This is a genomic window from Halomonas sp. SSL-5 (genome assembly GCF_030708455.1).
GTDB lineage: Bacteria > Pseudomonadota > Gammaproteobacteria > Pseudomonadales > Halomonadaceae > Halomonas.
Genome location: NZ_JAUYWF010000003.1, coordinates 317,973 through 334,130, shown reverse-complemented (window position 1 = coordinate 334,130; position 16,158 = coordinate 317,973). Strand labels below are relative to the sequence as shown.

Annotated in this window: 17 protein-coding genes; 11 read left to right on the top strand and 6 right to left on the bottom strand. The window is 68.2% G+C overall.

Annotated elements, in window-relative coordinates:
- Window positions 1-21: 21 nt before the first annotated feature.
- From trpE to rpe, 3 genes are all read right to left on the bottom strand, one after another.
- Complete coding sequence (trpE, locus tag RAN53_RS05145) at window positions 22-1,518, bottom strand: anthranilate synthase component I (RefSeq protein ID WP_305795768.1); 1,497 nt, start codon at window positions 1,516-1,518, stop codon at window positions 22-24.
- 254 nt (window positions 1,519-1,772) lie between these two features.
- Window positions 1,773-2,768, bottom strand: coding sequence for a phosphoglycolate phosphatase (locus RAN53_RS05140; RefSeq protein WP_321169814.1), 996 nt, complete (start codon window positions 2,766-2,768; stop codon window positions 1,773-1,775).
- A 4-nt stretch (window positions 2,769-2,772) separates the two neighbouring features.
- Window positions 2,773-3,474 (bottom strand): ribulose-phosphate 3-epimerase, encoded by a 702-nt coding sequence (gene rpe / locus RAN53_RS05130; protein WP_305795732.1) that lies wholly within the window; start codon window positions 3,472-3,474, stop codon window positions 2,773-2,775.
- Window positions 3,475-3,658: 184 nt separating this feature from the next.
- On the opposite strand from rpe, the gene cysP reads away from it, so the two are divergent.
- From cysP to msrQ, 6 genes are all read left to right on the top strand, one after another.
- On the top strand, window positions 3,659-4,669 hold the full coding sequence (cysP, locus tag RAN53_RS05125; RefSeq protein ID WP_305795731.1) for a thiosulfate ABC transporter substrate-binding protein CysP: 1,011 nt from the start codon (window positions 3,659-3,661) through the stop codon (window positions 4,667-4,669).
- A 17-nt stretch (window positions 4,670-4,686) separates the two neighbouring features.
- The gene (gene cysT / locus RAN53_RS05120) at window positions 4,687-5,538 is read left to right on the top strand and encodes a sulfate ABC transporter permease subunit CysT (protein ID WP_305795730.1); all 852 of its coding nucleotides are present in this window, start codon (window positions 4,687-4,689) and stop codon (window positions 5,536-5,538) included.
- Entirely contained in the window at window positions 5,538-6,365 is an 828-nt protein-coding gene (gene cysW / locus RAN53_RS05115) for a sulfate ABC transporter permease subunit CysW (RefSeq protein WP_305795729.1), read from the top strand. Before cysT ends, cysW begins: the two co-directional genes overlap by 1 nt.
- Entirely contained in the window at window positions 6,362-7,453 is a 1,092-nt protein-coding gene (locus tag RAN53_RS05110; protein WP_305795728.1) for a sulfate/molybdate ABC transporter ATP-binding protein, read from the top strand. The genes cysW and RAN53_RS05110 overlap by 4 nt, the downstream gene beginning before the upstream one ends.
- Before the next feature lie 157 nt (window positions 7,454-7,610).
- Entirely contained in the window at window positions 7,611-8,627 is a 1,017-nt protein-coding gene (gene msrP / locus RAN53_RS05105) for a protein-methionine-sulfoxide reductase catalytic subunit MsrP (protein WP_305795727.1), read from the top strand.
- The gene (msrQ, locus tag RAN53_RS05100; protein WP_305795726.1) at window positions 8,627-9,253 is read left to right on the top strand and encodes a protein-methionine-sulfoxide reductase heme-binding subunit MsrQ; all 627 of its coding nucleotides are present in this window, start codon (window positions 8,627-8,629) and stop codon (window positions 9,251-9,253) included. The genes msrP and msrQ overlap by 1 nt, the downstream gene beginning before the upstream one ends.
- Before the next feature lie 33 nt (window positions 9,254-9,286).
- Here msrQ and RAN53_RS05095 read toward each other — a convergent pair whose 3' ends face one another.
- Window positions 9,287-9,715 carry a GNAT family N-acetyltransferase gene (locus tag RAN53_RS05095; RefSeq protein WP_305795725.1) on the bottom strand — a complete coding sequence of 143 codons (429 nt, stop codon included), beginning with the start codon at window positions 9,713-9,715 and terminating at the stop codon, window positions 9,287-9,289.
- Window positions 9,716-9,832: 117 nt separating this feature from the next.
- Here RAN53_RS05095 and RAN53_RS05090 point away from each other — a divergent pair, with 117 nt between their 5' ends.
- Window positions 9,833-10,423: a YajG family lipoprotein gene (locus RAN53_RS05090; protein WP_305795724.1), complete on the top strand. Its 591-nt coding sequence runs from the start codon at window positions 9,833-9,835 to the stop codon at window positions 10,421-10,423.
- 3 nt (window positions 10,424-10,426) lie between these two features.
- Here the strand turns inward: RAN53_RS05090 and RAN53_RS05085 are convergent, their stop codons facing one another.
- Window positions 10,427-11,083, bottom strand: a complete 657-nt coding sequence (locus RAN53_RS05085; RefSeq protein WP_305795723.1) for a thiopurine S-methyltransferase — start codon at window positions 11,081-11,083, stop codon at window positions 10,427-10,429.
- An 8-nt stretch (window positions 11,084-11,091) separates the two neighbouring features.
- Window positions 11,092-11,730, bottom strand: a complete 639-nt coding sequence (locus tag RAN53_RS05080) for a TIGR04211 family SH3 domain-containing protein (protein ID WP_305795722.1) — start codon at window positions 11,728-11,730, stop codon at window positions 11,092-11,094.
- A gap of 447 nt (window positions 11,731-12,177) precedes the next feature.
- Between RAN53_RS05080 and miaB the strand changes: the two genes are divergently transcribed.
- The 4 genes from miaB (at window position 12,178) to RAN53_RS05060 (ending at window position 16,152) form a co-directional block, all read left to right on the top strand.
- Complete coding sequence (gene miaB / locus RAN53_RS05075; RefSeq protein ID WP_305795721.1) at window positions 12,178-13,521, top strand: tRNA (N6-isopentenyl adenosine(37)-C2)-methylthiotransferase MiaB; 1,344 nt, start codon at window positions 12,178-12,180, stop codon at window positions 13,519-13,521.
- Between the two features lie 164 nt (window positions 13,522-13,685).
- Window positions 13,686-14,789 carry a PhoH family protein gene (locus RAN53_RS05070; protein ID WP_305795720.1) on the top strand — a complete coding sequence of 368 codons (1,104 nt, stop codon included), beginning with the start codon at window positions 13,686-13,688 and terminating at the stop codon, window positions 14,787-14,789.
- On the top strand, window positions 14,786-15,274 hold the full coding sequence (gene ybeY, locus RAN53_RS05065) for an rRNA maturation RNase YbeY (RefSeq protein WP_305795719.1): 489 nt from the start codon (window positions 14,786-14,788) through the stop codon (window positions 15,272-15,274). Before RAN53_RS05070 ends, ybeY begins: the two co-directional genes overlap by 4 nt.
- On the top strand, window positions 15,271-16,152 hold the full coding sequence (locus tag RAN53_RS05060; protein ID WP_305795718.1) for an HlyC/CorC family transporter: 882 nt from the start codon (window positions 15,271-15,273) through the stop codon (window positions 16,150-16,152). The genes ybeY and RAN53_RS05060 overlap by 4 nt, the downstream gene beginning before the upstream one ends.
- Window positions 16,153-16,158: the final 6 nt, after the last annotated feature.

Here is a 16,158-nt window from a genome sequence, read left to right as displayed (position 1 = left end):
TGTCGTCTCTCCGCCACCGGGCTATTCGAGGTTGTCCAGGCCGCGCTCGGCCATGGCCACGGCGCGAAACAGGGCGCGTCCCTTGTTGAGGGTCTCCTGCCACTCCATCTCGGGCACCGAGTCGGCGACGATGCCGGCCCCGGCCTGGACGTGGAGCTGGCCATCCTTGATCACCGCGGTGCGGATGGCGATGGCGGTGTCCAGGTTGCCGTGCCAGGAGAGGTAGCCCACGGCGCCGGAGTAGATGCCCCGCTTGACCGGCTCGAGCTCGTCGATGATCTCCAGCGCGCGGATCTTGGGCGCCCCGGAGACGGTGCCTGCGGGGAAGGTGGCGCGCAGGGCATCCATGGCGGTGAGCCCCGGCGAGAGGCGCCCGGTGACGTTGGAGACGATATGCATGACGTGGGAGTAGCGCTCCACCACCATCTCCTCGGTGACCTTGACCGAGCCGGTCTCGCTGATGCGGCCCACGTCGTTGCGGCCCAGGTCGATCAGCATCAGGTGCTCGGCGCGCTCCTTGGGGTCGGCCAGCAGCTCCTCCTCGAGCTCCCGGTCCTCGGCCTCGGTGCGGCCGCGCTTGCGGGTGCCGGCGATGGGACGCACCGTCACCTCGCCCTCCTCCAGGCGGGTGAGGATCTCCGGCGAGGAGCCGGCCACCTGGTGATCGCCCAGGTCGAGGTAGAACATGTAGGGCGACGGGTTGAGGCTGCGCAGCGCCCGGTAGAGGTCGAGCGGCGCGGCGCGGTAGGGAATCGACATGCGCTGGGAGGGCACGCACTGCATGACGTCGCCGGCCAGCACGTACTCCTTGATGGTCTCCACCGCGGCCTTGAAGCCCGCCTCGGTGAAGCCGGAGGTGAAGTCGCCCTCCTCCACCGCGGCGCTGCCGGTACCGGGACTGACGGTATTCAGGGTCGCGCTGCGCAGACGGATCTCCAGGGCCTCGAGGCGCTCAACGGCATTGGCATAGGCGCCGGGTTCCACCGGGTCGGCATGGGTCCACAGGGTCAGGCGACCGGAGAGGTTGTCGAACACCACCAGCTCGTCGCACACCATCAGCAGGATATCCGGCACGCCGATCGGGTCGGGCTTGGCGGCGGCGGCCTCGCTGCGCAGGCGCGGCTCGATATAGCGGATGGTGTCGTAACCGAAGTAGCCCACCAGGCCACCGTCGAAGCGCGGCTGGTCGTCCAGGCGCGGCACCTTGAAGCGCGCCTGGAACTGCTCGATCCAGGCCAGCGGGTCCTCGACCTCGGCGGCGCCGTGGAGCTCACCGTCGACGATATGGCTGACGCTGAAGCCACGCACCTCGATGCGTTCGCGACAGGGCAGGCCGATGATCGAGTAGCGCCCCCACTTCTCGCCGCCCTGCACCGACTCCAGCAGGAAGGTCCAGGGCGTGTTGGCGAGCTTCATATAGGTGGAAAGCGGTGTGTCGAGATCGGCCAGCACCTCCCGGGTGACCGGGATGCGGTTATAGCCGGCATCGGCCAGCTCATGAAAGCGTTCGGGGGTCATCATGCCCGGAATCCTCGATAAGACGGGTTGGCAATGGCGGGCGCCCAGGCGGCGCGGCTCAAGCGAGTGGAGTGAGCGTCACCATCGCCAGCCGCCCCGGGCGGGCGGCCGGGCAGACAGGTAGGCGGTATGGGGGGTGCCGCTGGAGCGGGTGTTGTCCGTGAACATGCGGGTGGTCATCGAGGGGGGTGTCCGCGTCTTATATCAATAACATATTGAAAAGGCTCTACCTTATAGCAATAGCCTGACTCACGTTAAACGAGTTCCGCCAGCGATTCAACCACGCCATCCGGGCCGCTGTCGTGCACCGGCTCGCCGTGGTTGTAGCCATAGGGGACCGCCAGGGTGCGGAAACCCGCGGCCTTGCCGGCGGCGATATCGTGGCGTGAGTCGCCCACCATCAGGCACGCCGACGGCGGGACATCGAAGAGGGCCGCGACGTGCAGCAGCGGAGCCGGATGGGGCTTCTTCTCGGGGAGGCTGTCGCCGCCCAGGCAGAGCGCGAAGTACCCGGCTAGGCCCAACCCCTCGAGCAGCGGCGCGATGAAGGCGTGGGGCTTGTTGGTGACCAGCGCCAGCGACAGCCCGCACTCGCGCAGGGCATCGAGGCCCTCGACGACGCCGGGATAGAGGCGCGTGCGCGCCCCCACGTCTCGCCCGTAATGGTGCAGGAAGCGCTGGTGTGCCTGCTCCAGCCGCTGCGGCGACGGCGTCTCACCCAGGGCATCGGCCAGCGCCCGCTCGACGAGCTTGAGCGCACCATTGCCGACCCAGAGGCTGACCTTCTTCTCGCCCGCCTCGGTCAGGCCGAGCTCGCTCAGGGTCATGTCCACGGCGGCCGCCAGGTCGGGCACCGAGTCGATCAGGGTACCGTCGAGGTCGAAGGCCACCAGCTCGATGCCGTCGAGAATGGGATGCATGCGTGCTCCTTGTGGCGGCGCGGGGGCGCCGACTCGGGTCTGTCCTAACGAGGCCTGGCGCTGCGCCAGCCAGGCCCGCTTTCTCGCAGCGGAGAGCCGCTTGATCTCGGCCTCCAGGCGCAGCGCCTCGCCGTGGCCGCCTACCGGCTCGTGGTGACGCAGCGTCAATGGACCGCGGCCGCGCAACGCCTTGGCGCCACGCCCGGCGGCATGCTCGGCCAGGCGCCGGGCCACGTCGGTGGTGATGCCGGTGTAGAGAGCACCGGCGGCGGTCTCCAGCAGGTAGAGGTGCCATAGCGGCGCCTCACGCGCCGCATGCTCGACGCTCATGGCCTCAGCGGGCGCCGGCGAGCTGCTCGCGAAACTCGCGGATCACGCCGTCATAGCGGTGCGGGTCCGAAGCGTTCCTCGCCTTGAACACCGCCGAGCCGGCCACGAAGGTATCGGCCCCGGCGCGGGCGACCTCGGCGATATTGTCGACCTTGACCCCGCCATCCACCTCGAGGCGGATATCACGGCCGGAGGCATCGATGCGCCGGCGCGCCTCGCGCAGCTTGTCGAGGGTGGCGGGAATGAACGACTGACCGCCGAAGCCGGGGTTGACGCTCATCAGCAGCACCATGTCGACCTTGTCCATTACGTAGTCGAGATACGACAGCGGCGTGGCCGGGTTGAAGACCAGGCCGGCCCGGCAGCCACCGTCGCGGATCAGCTGCAGGGAGCGGTCGATATGATCGGAGGCCTCGGGGTGGAAGGTGATGATGCTGGCGCCGGCGTCGATGAAGTCGCCGATCAGCTGGTCCACGGGGCGCACCATCAGGTGCACGTCGATGGGGGCGGTCACGCCATGCTTGCGCAGTGCCGCACAGACCATGGGGCCGATGGTCAGGTTGGGCACGTAGTGGTTGTCCATCACGTCGAAGTGGACGATATCGGCGCCGGAGGCGAGGACGTCGTCCACCTCCTCACCCAGCCGGGCGAAGTCGGCGGAGAGGATCGAGGGCGCGATCTGGAAGTCGCGAGTCGCGTCGGTCATGGCTGGAGTCCCGGGTCGATGACGAGAGGACGCATTCTACCAGACCGCCCTGCCGCCGGCAGGCGCAGGCAAGCGCGGGGGCGCAGGGATATATTCTAAAATTGAATAAAAAACACCATTGTAATTACCTTTAATGGCTCATAACCTGCTCACAATGTTATCCCCCTTCCTCAGGAGTCTCGCCATGACCCTCGATCTGCGCTTTCCGCGCTCGCTGCTCGCCATCGCCCTGGGCGCCGGCCTGACTGCCCCGGCGATGGCCGCCGAGCGCGAGCTGCTCAACTCCTCCTACGATATCGCTCGGGAGCTGTTCTCCGCCATCAACCCCGAGTTCATCGCCCACTGGCAGGAGACCCAGGGCGAGGAGGTCGCCATCCAGCAGTCCCACGGTGGCTCCTCGGCCCAGGCCCGCGCCATCCTCCAGGGACTGCGCGCCGACGTGGTGACCTACAACCAGGTCACCGATGTCCAGGTGCTGGCCGATGACGGCCTGGTGGCCGAGGACTGGCAGCAGGCGCTGCCCAACAACGCCTCACCCTACTACTCCACCACCGCCTTCCTGGTGCGCAAGGGCAACCCCAAGGGGATCGAGGGCTGGGACGACCTGGACGACGAGGGCGTGGAGATCGTCTTTCCCAACCCCAAGACCTCCGGCAACGGCCGCTACACCTACCTGGCCGCCTGGGGCTTCGCGGATCATCAGTACGACGGGGATGAGGCGCAGATCCAGGCCTTCATGCGCGACTTCCTGGGCAACGTGAAGGTGTTCGACACCGGCGGCCGCGGTGCCACCACCAGCTTCATCGAGCGCGGCATCGGCGACGTGCTGATCAGCTTCGAGTCCGAGGTCAACAACATCCGCGGCGAGTACGGCAGCGACGACTACGAGGTGATCGTGCCACCGGTGAGCATCCTGGCCGAATTCCCGGTCGCCGTGGTGGAGGAGAACGCCGAGCGCAACGGCACCCAGGATCTCGCCCAGGCCTACGTGGAGTACCTCTACCGCGAGGAGGCCCAGCGCCAGCTGGCCGGCTTCAACTACCGCGTGCACCACGAGGCGGTGGTCGAGGAGTTCGCCGACCAGTTCCCCGAGACCGAGCTGCTGCGCGTCGAGGAGGTCTTCGGCGGCTGGGATCAGGCCATGGAGACCCACTTCGGCAGCGGCGGTCAGCTCGACCAGCTGCAGCGCCGCTGAGCGCCGGGAGTCACGCGATGAGTCCCCTGGCTCTCGCCCTGCCTCGCCGCCGCGTGCTGCCCGGTTTCGGCCTGTCGCTGGGCATCAGCCTCACCTTCGTGTCGTTGGTGCTGCTGCTGCCGATGACCGGCCTGGTGGGCCAGCTCAAGGGCCTCAGCCTGGCCGAGTACTGGGCGATCATCAGCGATGGCCGGGTGGTGGCCAGCTACACCGTGACCATCGCCGCCGCCGCGCTGGCGGCGCTGGCCAACGCGGCCTTCGGGCTGCTGCTGGCCTGGGTGCTGGTGCGCTATGAGTTCCCCGGCAAGCGCCTGCTCGATGCCCTGATGGACCTGCCCTTCGCGCTGCCCACCGCGGTGGCCGGCATCACCCTGGCCACCCTCTATGCCGGTAACGGCTGGGTCGGCCGGCTGCTCGAGCCGGCGGGCCTGCAGGTGGCCTACACCTGGGTGGGCATCTCCCTGGCCATGGCCTTCACCAGCATTCCCTTCGTGGTGCGCACGGTGCAGCCGGTGCTCGAGGACCTGCCCCCCGAGGTCGACGAGGCGGCGATGACCCTGGGCGCCTCGGATGCCACCGCCTTCCGTCGGGTGATCCTGCCCTACCTGTGGCCGGCACTGGTCACCGGCACCGGGCTGGCCTTCGTGCGCTCGCTGGGCGAGTTCGGGGCCATCATCTTCATCGCCGGCAACGCCCCCTTCGAGACCGAGATCACCGCGCTGATGATCTTCGTCAAGCTGCAGGAGTACGACTATGCCGGCGCCTCGGCCATCGCCTCGGTGGTGCTGGCCGTCTCCCTTGCGCTACTGCTGGCCATCAACATCTGGCAGGGCCACTTCATCAAGCGACTGCATGGAGGACGCGGCTGATGCAACGTGTCGGTGATGCCCCGGCGGTGCGCCGCGTCCTGGTTGCCGTCGCCGTGCTCCTGGCGGCCCTGTTCCTGCTGCTGCCGCTGGTGGCGATCTTCGCCCAGGCCTTCTCCCAGGGGGTCGGCGTGTTCTGGGCCAACGTCAGCGACGAGTACACCCTGGCGGCCATCGGCCTGACGCTGTTCATCGCGGCGTTGACCATCCCCGTCTGCCTGGTGTTCGGGGTGGCCCTGGCCTGGCTGGTGACCCGCTTCCAGTTTCCGGGCCGTCGCCTGCTGCAGACCCTGATCGATATTCCCTTCGCGGTGTCGCCGGTGGTGGCGGGGCTCGTCTACCTGCTGCTCTATGGCCGCAACGGCTGGATCGGCGGCTGGCTCGACGCCCAGGACATCCAGCTGATGTTCGCCTGGCCGGGCATCCTGATGGTGACGGTGTTCGTGACCAGCCCCTTCGTGGCCCGCGAGCTGATCCCGTTGATGCAGGCCCAGGGCTCCCGCGAGGAGGAGGCCGCGGTGACCCTGGGCGCGCCGGGCTGGACCATCTTCCGCCGGGTCACCCTGCCCAATATCCGCTGGGCCCTGCTCTACGGGGTGATCCTCACCAATGCCCGGGCGGTAGGCGAGTTCGGTGCGGTCTCGGTGGTCTCCGGCGCCATCCGCGGCGAGACCATGACCCTGCCCCTGCACCTGGAGCAGCTCTACCAGGACTACAACGCCGTGGGCGCCTTCTCCAGCGCCGCCCTGCTGGCACTGATCGCCCTGTTCACCCTGGCCGCCAAGGCCGGCCTGGAATGGCGCATCGCGCGCCAGGAGGTTTCCTCATGAGCATCCGCCTGACCGATATCGCCAAGCACTATGGCCGTGCCGGGCGTGCCCTGGAGCCGGTAAGCCTGGAGATCGCCGAGGGCGAGCTGGTGGGCCTGCTGGGGCCCTCGGGCTCGGGCAAGACCACCCTGCTGCGCATCATCGCCGGCCTCGAGGCGCCGGACCGTGCCCCGGCCGGACGCATCCTGTTCGGCGACCGCGACGTCACCGACGTGCATGTGCGCGACCGACGCATCGGCTTCGTCTTCCAGCACTATGCGCTGTTTCGCCATATGACGGTGTTCGACAACGTGGCCTTCGGCCTCACCGTGCTGCCGCGTCGCGAGCGCCCCTCCAGCGGCGAGATCCGCGCCCGGGTCCACCGCCTGCTGGAGATGGTACAGCTCGAACACTTCGCCAGCCGCTATCCGGCCCAGCTCTCCGGCGGCCAGCAGCAGCGCGTCTCCCTGGCCCGGGCGCTGGCCCTGCGCCCCGACGTGCTGCTGCTCGACGAGCCCTTCGGGGCGCTGGACGCCAAGGTGCGCCAGGAGCTGCGCCGCTGGTTGCGCCAGCTGCACGACGAGCTGGGCTTCACCAGCCTGTTCGTGACCCACGACCAGGAGGAGGCCCTGGAGGTCTCCGACCGTGTCGCGGTGATGAGCCAGGGGCGTATCGAGCAGATCGACACCCCGGATGCCCTCTACCGGTCACCGGCTAACCGCTTCGTCTTCGAGTTCCTGGGCGATGTGAACCATCTCGAGGGCGAGGTGCGCAATGGGGTGCTGACCTGCGGCGAGGCGAGCCTCGCGTTGGAGCTGCCCGACGGCCCCGAGGAGCTGCTGCTGCGGCCCCACGAGGTCCGCCTGGTGGAGTCACCGACGGCGGAGGCCCGGCTGCCGGTGACCGTCACCTCCATCTCCCCGGTGGGTGCCGAGGTGCGGGTGGAGATCGCCGCGGACTGGATGGTGGAGCCCTGGCTGGCCACCCTGCGCCACGCCGACTATGAGCGCCTCGAGCTGCGCCGCGGCCAGCGGCTGTACGTGATTCCACGCCGCTGGCACCGTTTCAGCGCTGACGCCCACCAGCAGCGCCAGCGGGCCGCCGCCTGAACCACTGTCCGGCCCGCCCCTCCCCCACCGCTATCTCTGACTACCGCCGGCCCCGTGCCCGGCGAGCCGGCGATAACTCGGTGGTTGGCGGTGATAATTCTGCTGTCGTGTTGTCACACTCATCACGACACAGTACTCACCGCCAGCGGAGGTCCCCATGCTGATCAAGATTGCCAGGCCCGGTGATCTGCACGAATCCGATGTGACACCGGAGTCCATCTACCTCTCCCGGCGACGCTTCATGGGCGGCATGGTGGGCCTGGGCGCGGGGCTTGCCCTCTCCGGCCAGACCCGTGCCGCTTCCGACTACGCGGATGTTCCCGAGGGCGACGCGCCGGCGTGGCTGAAGGAGAAGATCGACGCCACCCGCTGGCAAGCCGTCACCCCGAGCGACCCCGAGCAGGACAGGGTCGCCCCCTTCGACGATGCCAGCGGCTACAACAACTTCTACGAGTTCGGCTCCGGCAAGTCCGACCCCGCCCGCCACGCCGGCAGCCTGGAAACCCAGCCCTGGAGCGTGGTGGTCGACGGCGAGGTCAACAACGGCGGGCGCCTGGCCCTGGAGGACCTCGCCAGGCCATCGCAGTTCGAGGAGCGCATCTATCGCCTGCGTTGCGTCGAGGCGTGGTCGATGGTGATCCCCTGGCTGGGCATTCCCCTCGCCGAGGTGATCAGGCGCGCCGAGCCCACCAGCAAGGCCCGCTACGTGCGCTTCGAGACCCTGGTCGACCCGGAGCAGATGCCGGGACAGCGCTCCTCCTTCGCGCTGATCGACTGGCCCTACGTGGAGGGCCTGCGCCTGGACGAGGCCATGCACCCGCTGACCCTGCTCGCCCTGGGCATGTATGGCCGCGAACTGCCCAACCAGAACGGCGCGCCCCTGCGGCTGGTGGTGCCCTGGAAGTACGGCTTCAAGAGCATCAAGTCGATCGTACGCATCTCGCTGGTGGCAGAGCAGCCGGTCAACTCCTGGCAGCGGATCGCCCCCGACGAGTACGGCTTCTACGCCAACGTCAACCCCGAGGTCGACCACCCGCGCTGGAGCCAGGCCACCGAGCGTCGCCTGCCCAATAGCCTGTTCAACCCCAATACCATCGATACCCGGATGTTCAACGGCTACGCCGACGACGTCGCCGGGCTGTATGCGGGGCTGGATCTACGGAAGCACTACTGATGGACGCCCAGCATCGTTGGCGACTCTGGCGGCTGGGCGTGTTCCTGGCGGCGCTGGCACCGTTGCTGATATGGGGCTGGCAGGTGGCCAGCAACGCCGCCGGACCCGAGCCAGGGCGCTACCTGCTGCTCAATATCGGCATCGGCGCGCTGTGGATGCTGCTGCTGACCCTGAGCCTGACACCGTTGAGCCGGCTCACTCGCTGGAAGGGCTTCGCCCTGATCCGCCGGCAGCTCGGCCTGTGGACACTGGCCTACGCCACCCTGCACATGCTCAGCTACGCGCTGTTCATCCTGGGGCTCGACTGGGCCATGCTGGGCAGCGAGCTGGTGAAGCGGCCCTATATCATCGTCGGCATGCTGGCGCTGATCGGCCTCGTCCTGCTGGGCGCCACCTCCAACCGCTGGTCGATGCGCCGCCTGGGCAAGCGCTGGAAGTCGCTGCACAGGCTCGCCTACCCCATCCTGGGCCTGGTGCTGCTGCACTTCTTCTGGGTGGTGCGCGCCGACCTCGGCGAGTGGGCGATGTATGCCGCCATCGCGGCGCTGGTCATGGCGACCCGCCTGCCGCCGGTGGCCCGCACGCTCCCCAGGATTCGCTATCGGCTGAGTCGCGCTCAGGCCTGAAGGAGGGACGGAAGGCGGCGCGCCAGCGCTGGCTCAGCGCTGCCACGCCATCAGGGTCTCGTTCTCGCCGGTGAGCGGCTCGACGCGCTCCTCCACGGCGCGAAAGCCCAGCCGGCGGTAGAAGGAGACCGCACGCACGTTGCGTGAATAGACACATAGAGTCAGGCGCTCGTGACCGGCCATGGCGTGGGCCATCAGCCGCGAACCGTGGCCATAACTCTGCACCTCGGGGTCGATGAACAGCGCCTCGAGGTGATCGCCGCTGAGGGCGGCGAAGCCGATCACCCTACCCTCGACCTCCAGCACCGCAAGCTCATCGGCCTGGGGCAGGCGCTGTCGGGCCATGGCCTCGGCGCGGGACGACCAGAACGCCTCGGGGATGAAGTCGTGGGCTCGGATGGAGGCACGCAACCAGATATCGACCAGCCCGGGAATCTCCTTGGCGGCAGCGGAACGGATCATGTCACGGCTCCTTCGACGTATACCGACAGTGTAACCGAGGAGGCGACGTCGTACCCTGAGCGAGCAGCGGGCGCTATACTGCGCCCCCGATACCCACCACCGATACGGGAGCTCCCCATGCTGCGTCGACGCTTTGTTCGCCTTTCCCTGGCCCTGGTCGCCACCGGCTGGCTGGCCGGCTGTGCCGCTCCCCAGACCCTGCAGCTTGACCCCAGGCGCAGCGCCGAGGTGCCGGTGACCGGCAGCGGCCAGGCGGTGACGGTGATCGCCGCGGATGGCCGCGACAGCGAGGTGATCGGCACCCGCACCGGCAGCGCCATGTCCACCGCCACCATCACCGTCTACGCCCACGAACTGATGCCCGGGCTGCAGCGCGAGGCCGAGCGGGCGGTGCGCGAGATGGGCTTCGCGCCCACCACCCAGCGCGCCGAGGGGCGCCCCAGCCTGACCCTGACCCTCGACCACCTGGGCTATGCACGGGGTCAGAGCCGTCCGGTGATCGGCGAGGCACGCATGGAGGCGGTGCTCGTCGCCGAGGCGACCAATGGCGGCAACACCTACACCGGCACCTATACCTCGCGGCGCACTCAGAGCTTTGCCGTGCGCCCGGACCAGGAAGCCAACAGCCGCATGGTCAACGAACTGCTCTCCGATGGCCTGGACCGTGCCTTCCGCGACCCGGAACTGGGCCGCCTGCTGGCCCGCTGAGGGTCATTCGACCGGGCCGCGGCGAACCATGGCCCAGACATGCTCCTGGAAGCCGCTGCCCGGCTCCGGTGCGCCCCGCTCGAGCAGGGTGATCTGGAAATTGGGCTCGAACAGCTCGCGCACCTCCTCTTCCGGCACGTGGAACGGCGGGCCGGCCTGCTCCTCGCCGGCCGCACGGTCGAGGCTGATGAACAGCCCCCTGGCCCCGGGCGGGATCAGCTGTGCCAGATGGAAGGCATAGCGCTGGCGGGTGGCGGGCGGCAGGGCGATCAGGGCGGCACGGTCGTAGAAGGCGCCGATCTCGGCCGCCTGGGCGATATGGAAGTGGAAGAAGTCGCCGCACCAGAGCTCGACGTTGCCCTGGCGACATATCTCGAATCCCGCCTGGCGATAGCGCGAGACGGGCTCGCCCCCCTCGGCGAGAAACTGCTCGATCGCCTGGGGCGCCAGTTCGATGCCCAGCACCGGGTGGTCGTGACGCCCCAGCCAGCGCATGTCGTGACTCTTGCCGCATAACGGCACCAGCACCTTGACGCCGGGCCGCACGCCCAGCAGCGGCCAGTGGTGGCGCAGCGCGGGATGCGGCGCGTCACGGTGGAAGCCGATGCGCCCCTCCCGCCAGCGGGACAGCCATTGGTTCTCCCATTCGTTCTCCACCATGGCGGGCCTCAGAACCAGCGATCGCGCTTGCGGCGACGACGCGGCAGATGGGGGACGATCAGGCCGACCAGCAGGCCGGCACCGGCCACCCCACCGCCATACATGAAGTAGCGCATCAGCAGGTCCTGCTCCTGGGTGTTGAGGCGCGCCTCGAGCTCACGCACGGCCTCGCGGGAACGCTGTGCCTCGGCATCCAGCTCGTGATTGCGCGTTTCCAGCTCGGCGACCCGCGCCTCGCGAACCTCGAGGGTCTCGCGCAGTGCGGCGGTACGCTGCTCCCACTCCTCATCGATGTCGTCGAGTTCGGCATCGAGCTGGGCCACTCGCTGCTCCAGCTCGGGCAGACGCACCTGGGCGCTGGGCACCTCCTGGATCTCGCGACTGAGGACCCAGACGGCGTCGCCTCCGGGACCCCGGACGCGGGTATAGTCGCCGCTGGTCTCCAGCCGCTCCACCGGCTCACCGGCGGTCAGATTGCCGACGATGCGATAGCCATCGGTGGGGCCGCTGCGCACATAGGTGGTCAGGGAGTCGGAGACCCAGACGGTGTCGTTCTGTTCCTGGGCCGCCAGCGGCAGGGCCAGCAGGCCGAGTAGCGAGCCCAGGCAGATGCCCAGGCCGGTTCGTGTGCGGTGATGTGTCGTCATGCCATGATCCTGACTGGAAAAGATCCTGCCGAAAACCGGCCCAATGTGGTTGGTTACGCTGTGCAGACGTCGTCGACGGTTATTCACAGCATCTGTGGACAACCGCCGGGACAACTCCGGGAAAGTCGCCCGTCGGTACCGCCACAGCGCCACTTTCGGGTTGCTGGTCATTGCGTGACCAGCGCCGCGGGCGCCTTCGGCAGGCCACCGGGGCCGCGGGCCCACCCCGCCGACCGGGTCGGCTAGGTTAGCACACTCGCTCGAGCCGGGTGCCGGGCTGGCTCCACACGGGCACGACACGTATAATACCCGCCTGTTTTCAACGATGGCCCAGGCGGCCACCGCCATCCATTGCCGCGCCGCCGGCGGTCCGCCGCCTTGAGTGTCGCGCATCCCTGAACCCACCGGTGACAGACGTCGGGCGCCTGGCGCCACGACCCAATCCTTATGGCGAAGAAACTCTTCATCAAGACGCACGGCTGCCAGATGAACGAGTACGATTCCGCCCGCATGGCGGATCTGCTCGGCGAATCTCACCGTCTCGAACTCACCGACGACGAGCGCGAAGCCGACGTCATCCTGCTCAACACCTGCTCGATCCGCGAGAAGGCCCAGGAGAAGGTATTCCACCAGCTGGGGCGCTGGAAGAAGCTCAAGGAGGCCAATCCCGACCTGGTGATCGGCGTGGGCGGCTGCGTGGCCAGCCAGGAGGGCGAGGCGCTGCGCAAGCGCGCACCCCACGTCGACATGGTGTTCGGCCCCCAGACCCTGCATCGAGTGCCATCCATGCTCGACTCGCGGCAGCAGGACCAGATCTCGGTGGTCGACGTGACCTTCCCGGAGATCGAGAAGTTCGACCACCTGCCCAAGCCGAGCGCCGACGGTGCCACCGCCTTCGTGTCGGTCATGGAGGGCTGCTCCAAGTACTGTACCTTCTGCGTGGTGCCCTACACCCGCGGCGAGGAGGTCTCGCGCCCCTTCGAGGCGGTGATGGACGAGGTGATCCACCTGGCCGACCAGGGCGTGCGCGAGATCAACCTGCTGGGCCAGAACGTCAACGCCTACCGAGGGGAGAACCAGCTGGGCGACGAGATCGACCTGGCCGAGCTGATCGCTTGCGTGGCCGCGGTGGAGGGCATCGACCGCATCCGCTTCACCACCTCCCACCCCGTGGAGTTCTCCGACAGCCTGATCGAGGCCTACGGCGAGATACCGGAGCTGGTCAGTCACCTGCACCTGCCGGTGCAGGCCGGCTCGGATCGGGTGCTTGCCGCCATGAAACGCGGCCATGGTGTCGAGGAGTATGTCGACAAGCTGGAGCGCATCCGGGAGTTGCGTCCCGATATCAGCTTCTCCTCGGACTTCATCATCGGCTTCCCGGGCGAGACGGAGGCGGACTTCGAGGCGACCATGGACCTGATCCATCGCATCGGCTTCGACCACTCCTTCAGCTTCGTCTACTCGGCGCGCCCCGGCACCCCGGCGGCCTCCCTCGAGGACGACACCCCTGAGAGCGTCAAGAAGCAGCGTCTGGCGATCCTCCAGGAGCGCATCAACCAGCAGACCATGCAGATCAGCCGGCGCATGGTGGGCACCACCCAGCGCATCCTGGTCACCGGCTTCGCGCCGCGGGATCCGGGGCAGCTCTCCGGGCGCACCGAGAACAACCGGGTGGTCAACTTCCGCGCCCCCAACCCCACCGAGCTGATCGGCTACTTCGTCGACGTCGAGATCAGCGAGGCGCTGCCCAACTCGCTGCGCGGCGAGCTCGCCTCGCCGGCGATCTACTGACACAGGCAGGAGTATTACTGCCGGGGCTGATCCGGCGGCAGGCCCCGGCGCCCCTGGGCTCGAGCACCACATTCCGGACGCAATAGCCCTTCACACATTGCCCCGGCAAACGCCGGGGCAGTAAGCTGAGCCTACACATTCACCATCCAGGGGACTCGCCCGCCTTGAGCCAACCAGCCTCCCAGGCCAACCGCATCATCACCCTGAACCTCGAACCCAACGACCCCCGCCGCCTGGCCAACCTGTGCGGCCAGCGCGACGAGCACCTCAAACTGGTGGAAGCGCGCCTCGGCATCACCCTGCGCAACCGCGGCAATATCTTCCAGCTGGCGGGCCCCATCCACCGGGTCAAGGCCGCCGCCAACCTGCTCGAGCACCTCTACCGCGAGACCGAGGCCAGCGACCTGGAGCCGGATACCGTGCACCTCTTCCTGCAGGAGTCGGGCCTCGAGGCCCTGGAGGAGGACGAAGGCAACGAGGAGGGCGGCGAGGTGCTGCTGCGCACCCCGCGCACCCTGATCAAGCCCCGCGGCCTCAACCAGCAGGGCTATGTGCAGAGCATCCGCGCCCACGACATCAACTTCGGCATCGGCCCGGCGGGTACCGGCAAGACCTACCTGGCGGTGGCCGCGGCGGTGGAGGCCCTCAACCAGCAGGAGGTGCGTCGCATCCTGCTGGTGCGACCGGCGGTGGAGGCCGGCGAGAAGCTCGGCTTCCTGCCCGGGGACCTGGCCCAGAAGATCGACCCCTACCTGCGCCCGCTCTATGACGCCCTCTACGAGATGATCGGCTTCGAGCAGGTGGCCAAGCTGATCGAGCGCCAGGTGATCGAGATCGCCCCGCTGGCCTACATGCGCGGGCGCACCCTCAACAACGCCTTCATCATCCTCGACGAGAGCCAGAACACCACCCGCGAACAGATGAAGATGTTCCTGACCCGCATCGGCTTCGGCTCCACCGCGGTGATCACCGGCGACGTCACCCAGGTCGACCTGCCCAAGGGCCAGAGCTCGGGGCTGATCCAGGTCCTCGAGGTACTCAAGGGCACCCCCGGCATCGGCGTGACCCACTTCGCCGCCAAGGACGTGGTACGCCACCCGCTGGTCCAGCGCATCATCGAGGCCTACGACAGCTTCGAGGCCGAGCAGGAGGCCGCCGAGCGCGCCCGCAAGGCGGCCAGGGAGCAGGAACGCGAGGCACTACGTCGGGAAAGGCAAATGGGTCAGGAACGCCAGGAGCGTCTCGACCGCGAGCGAGGCGAGTCATGAGCCAGCCCCGGGTCGATCGTCAGGTGGCCATCGCTGCCGAAGGGCTGCCGAGCCAGGCGGAGCTGGACGCCTGGGTGGGCGCGGTGCTGTCGCGACAGGCGGTCGACCCCGACAGCGAGCTCAGCGTGCGCCTGGTGGACGCCGACGAGAGCCAGGCCCTCAACCGCGACTACCGCGGCCGCGACAAGCCCACCAACGTGCTCTCCTTCCCCTTCGAGAACCCGCCCTGCGTCAGCCTGCCGCTGCTCGGCGACCTGGTGATCTGTCATCCCGTGGTGGCCGCCGAGGCCGCCGAGCAGGACAAGTCGCTGCACGATCACTACGCTCACATGGTGGTTCACGGTACCCTGCACCTGCTCGGCTTTGACCATCTCGAGGATGACGAGGCCGAGGCCATGGAGGCGCTGGAGCGCGAGATCCTGGCCGAACTGGGCATCGCCGACCCTTACCGGACCGCACCCGAGGACGAGAGAACCGACTCATGAGCGAAGACCGATCGAGCAGCCAGGGCAACCGCTCCTGGCTCGAGAAACTGCTGGGGGCGCTCTCCAGCGACAGCGACGAACCCAGCTCCCGGGACGAGCTGCTGGAGTTCCTGCGCCAGGCGGGGGGCCGCCTGAAGCTCGAGCAGGACGCCATGATGATCATCGAGGGGGCGCTGAAGATCAGCGACCAGCAGGTTCGCGAGGTGCTGATTCCGCGTTCCCAGGTGACCGCCATCGCCATGGACCAGCCGCTGGAGGAGTACCTGCCGGTGATACTGGAGACCGGCCACTCCCGCTATCCGGTGATCGGCGAGAATCTCGACGAGGTGAAGGGCATCCTGCTGGCCAAGGACCTCTTGCCGCTGCTGCGCAGCGGCCAGGAGAACGGCAGGCCCTTCCGGCTCGAGGAGGTGGTGCGCCCGGCGCTGTTCGTGCCGGAGTCCAAGCGCCTGAACAGCCTGCTCAAGGAGTTCCAGAGCACTCACAACCATATGGCGATCGTGGTCGATGAATACGGCGGTACCGCCGGCATCGTCACCATCGAGGATATCCTCGAGGAGATCGTCGGCGAGATCGAGGACGAGCACGACGCCGACGAGGAGGAGGACATCCGCGAGCTGGGCGAGGGGCGCTACGCCATCCGCGCCCTGACGCCCATCGAGGACTTCAACGAACGCTTCGAGACCCGCTTCTCGGACGAGGAGTTCGATACCCTCGGCGGCCTGGTGATGCAGCGCTTCGGCCACCTGCCCTCCCGCGGCGAGCACGCCGTCATCGGCGGCTGGCGCTTCACGGTACTCAACGCCGACAACCGCCGCATCCGACTGCTCGAGGCCGAGCCCTGCGACGAAGACGACGGCCTCGACGACAACGACTGACGCGCC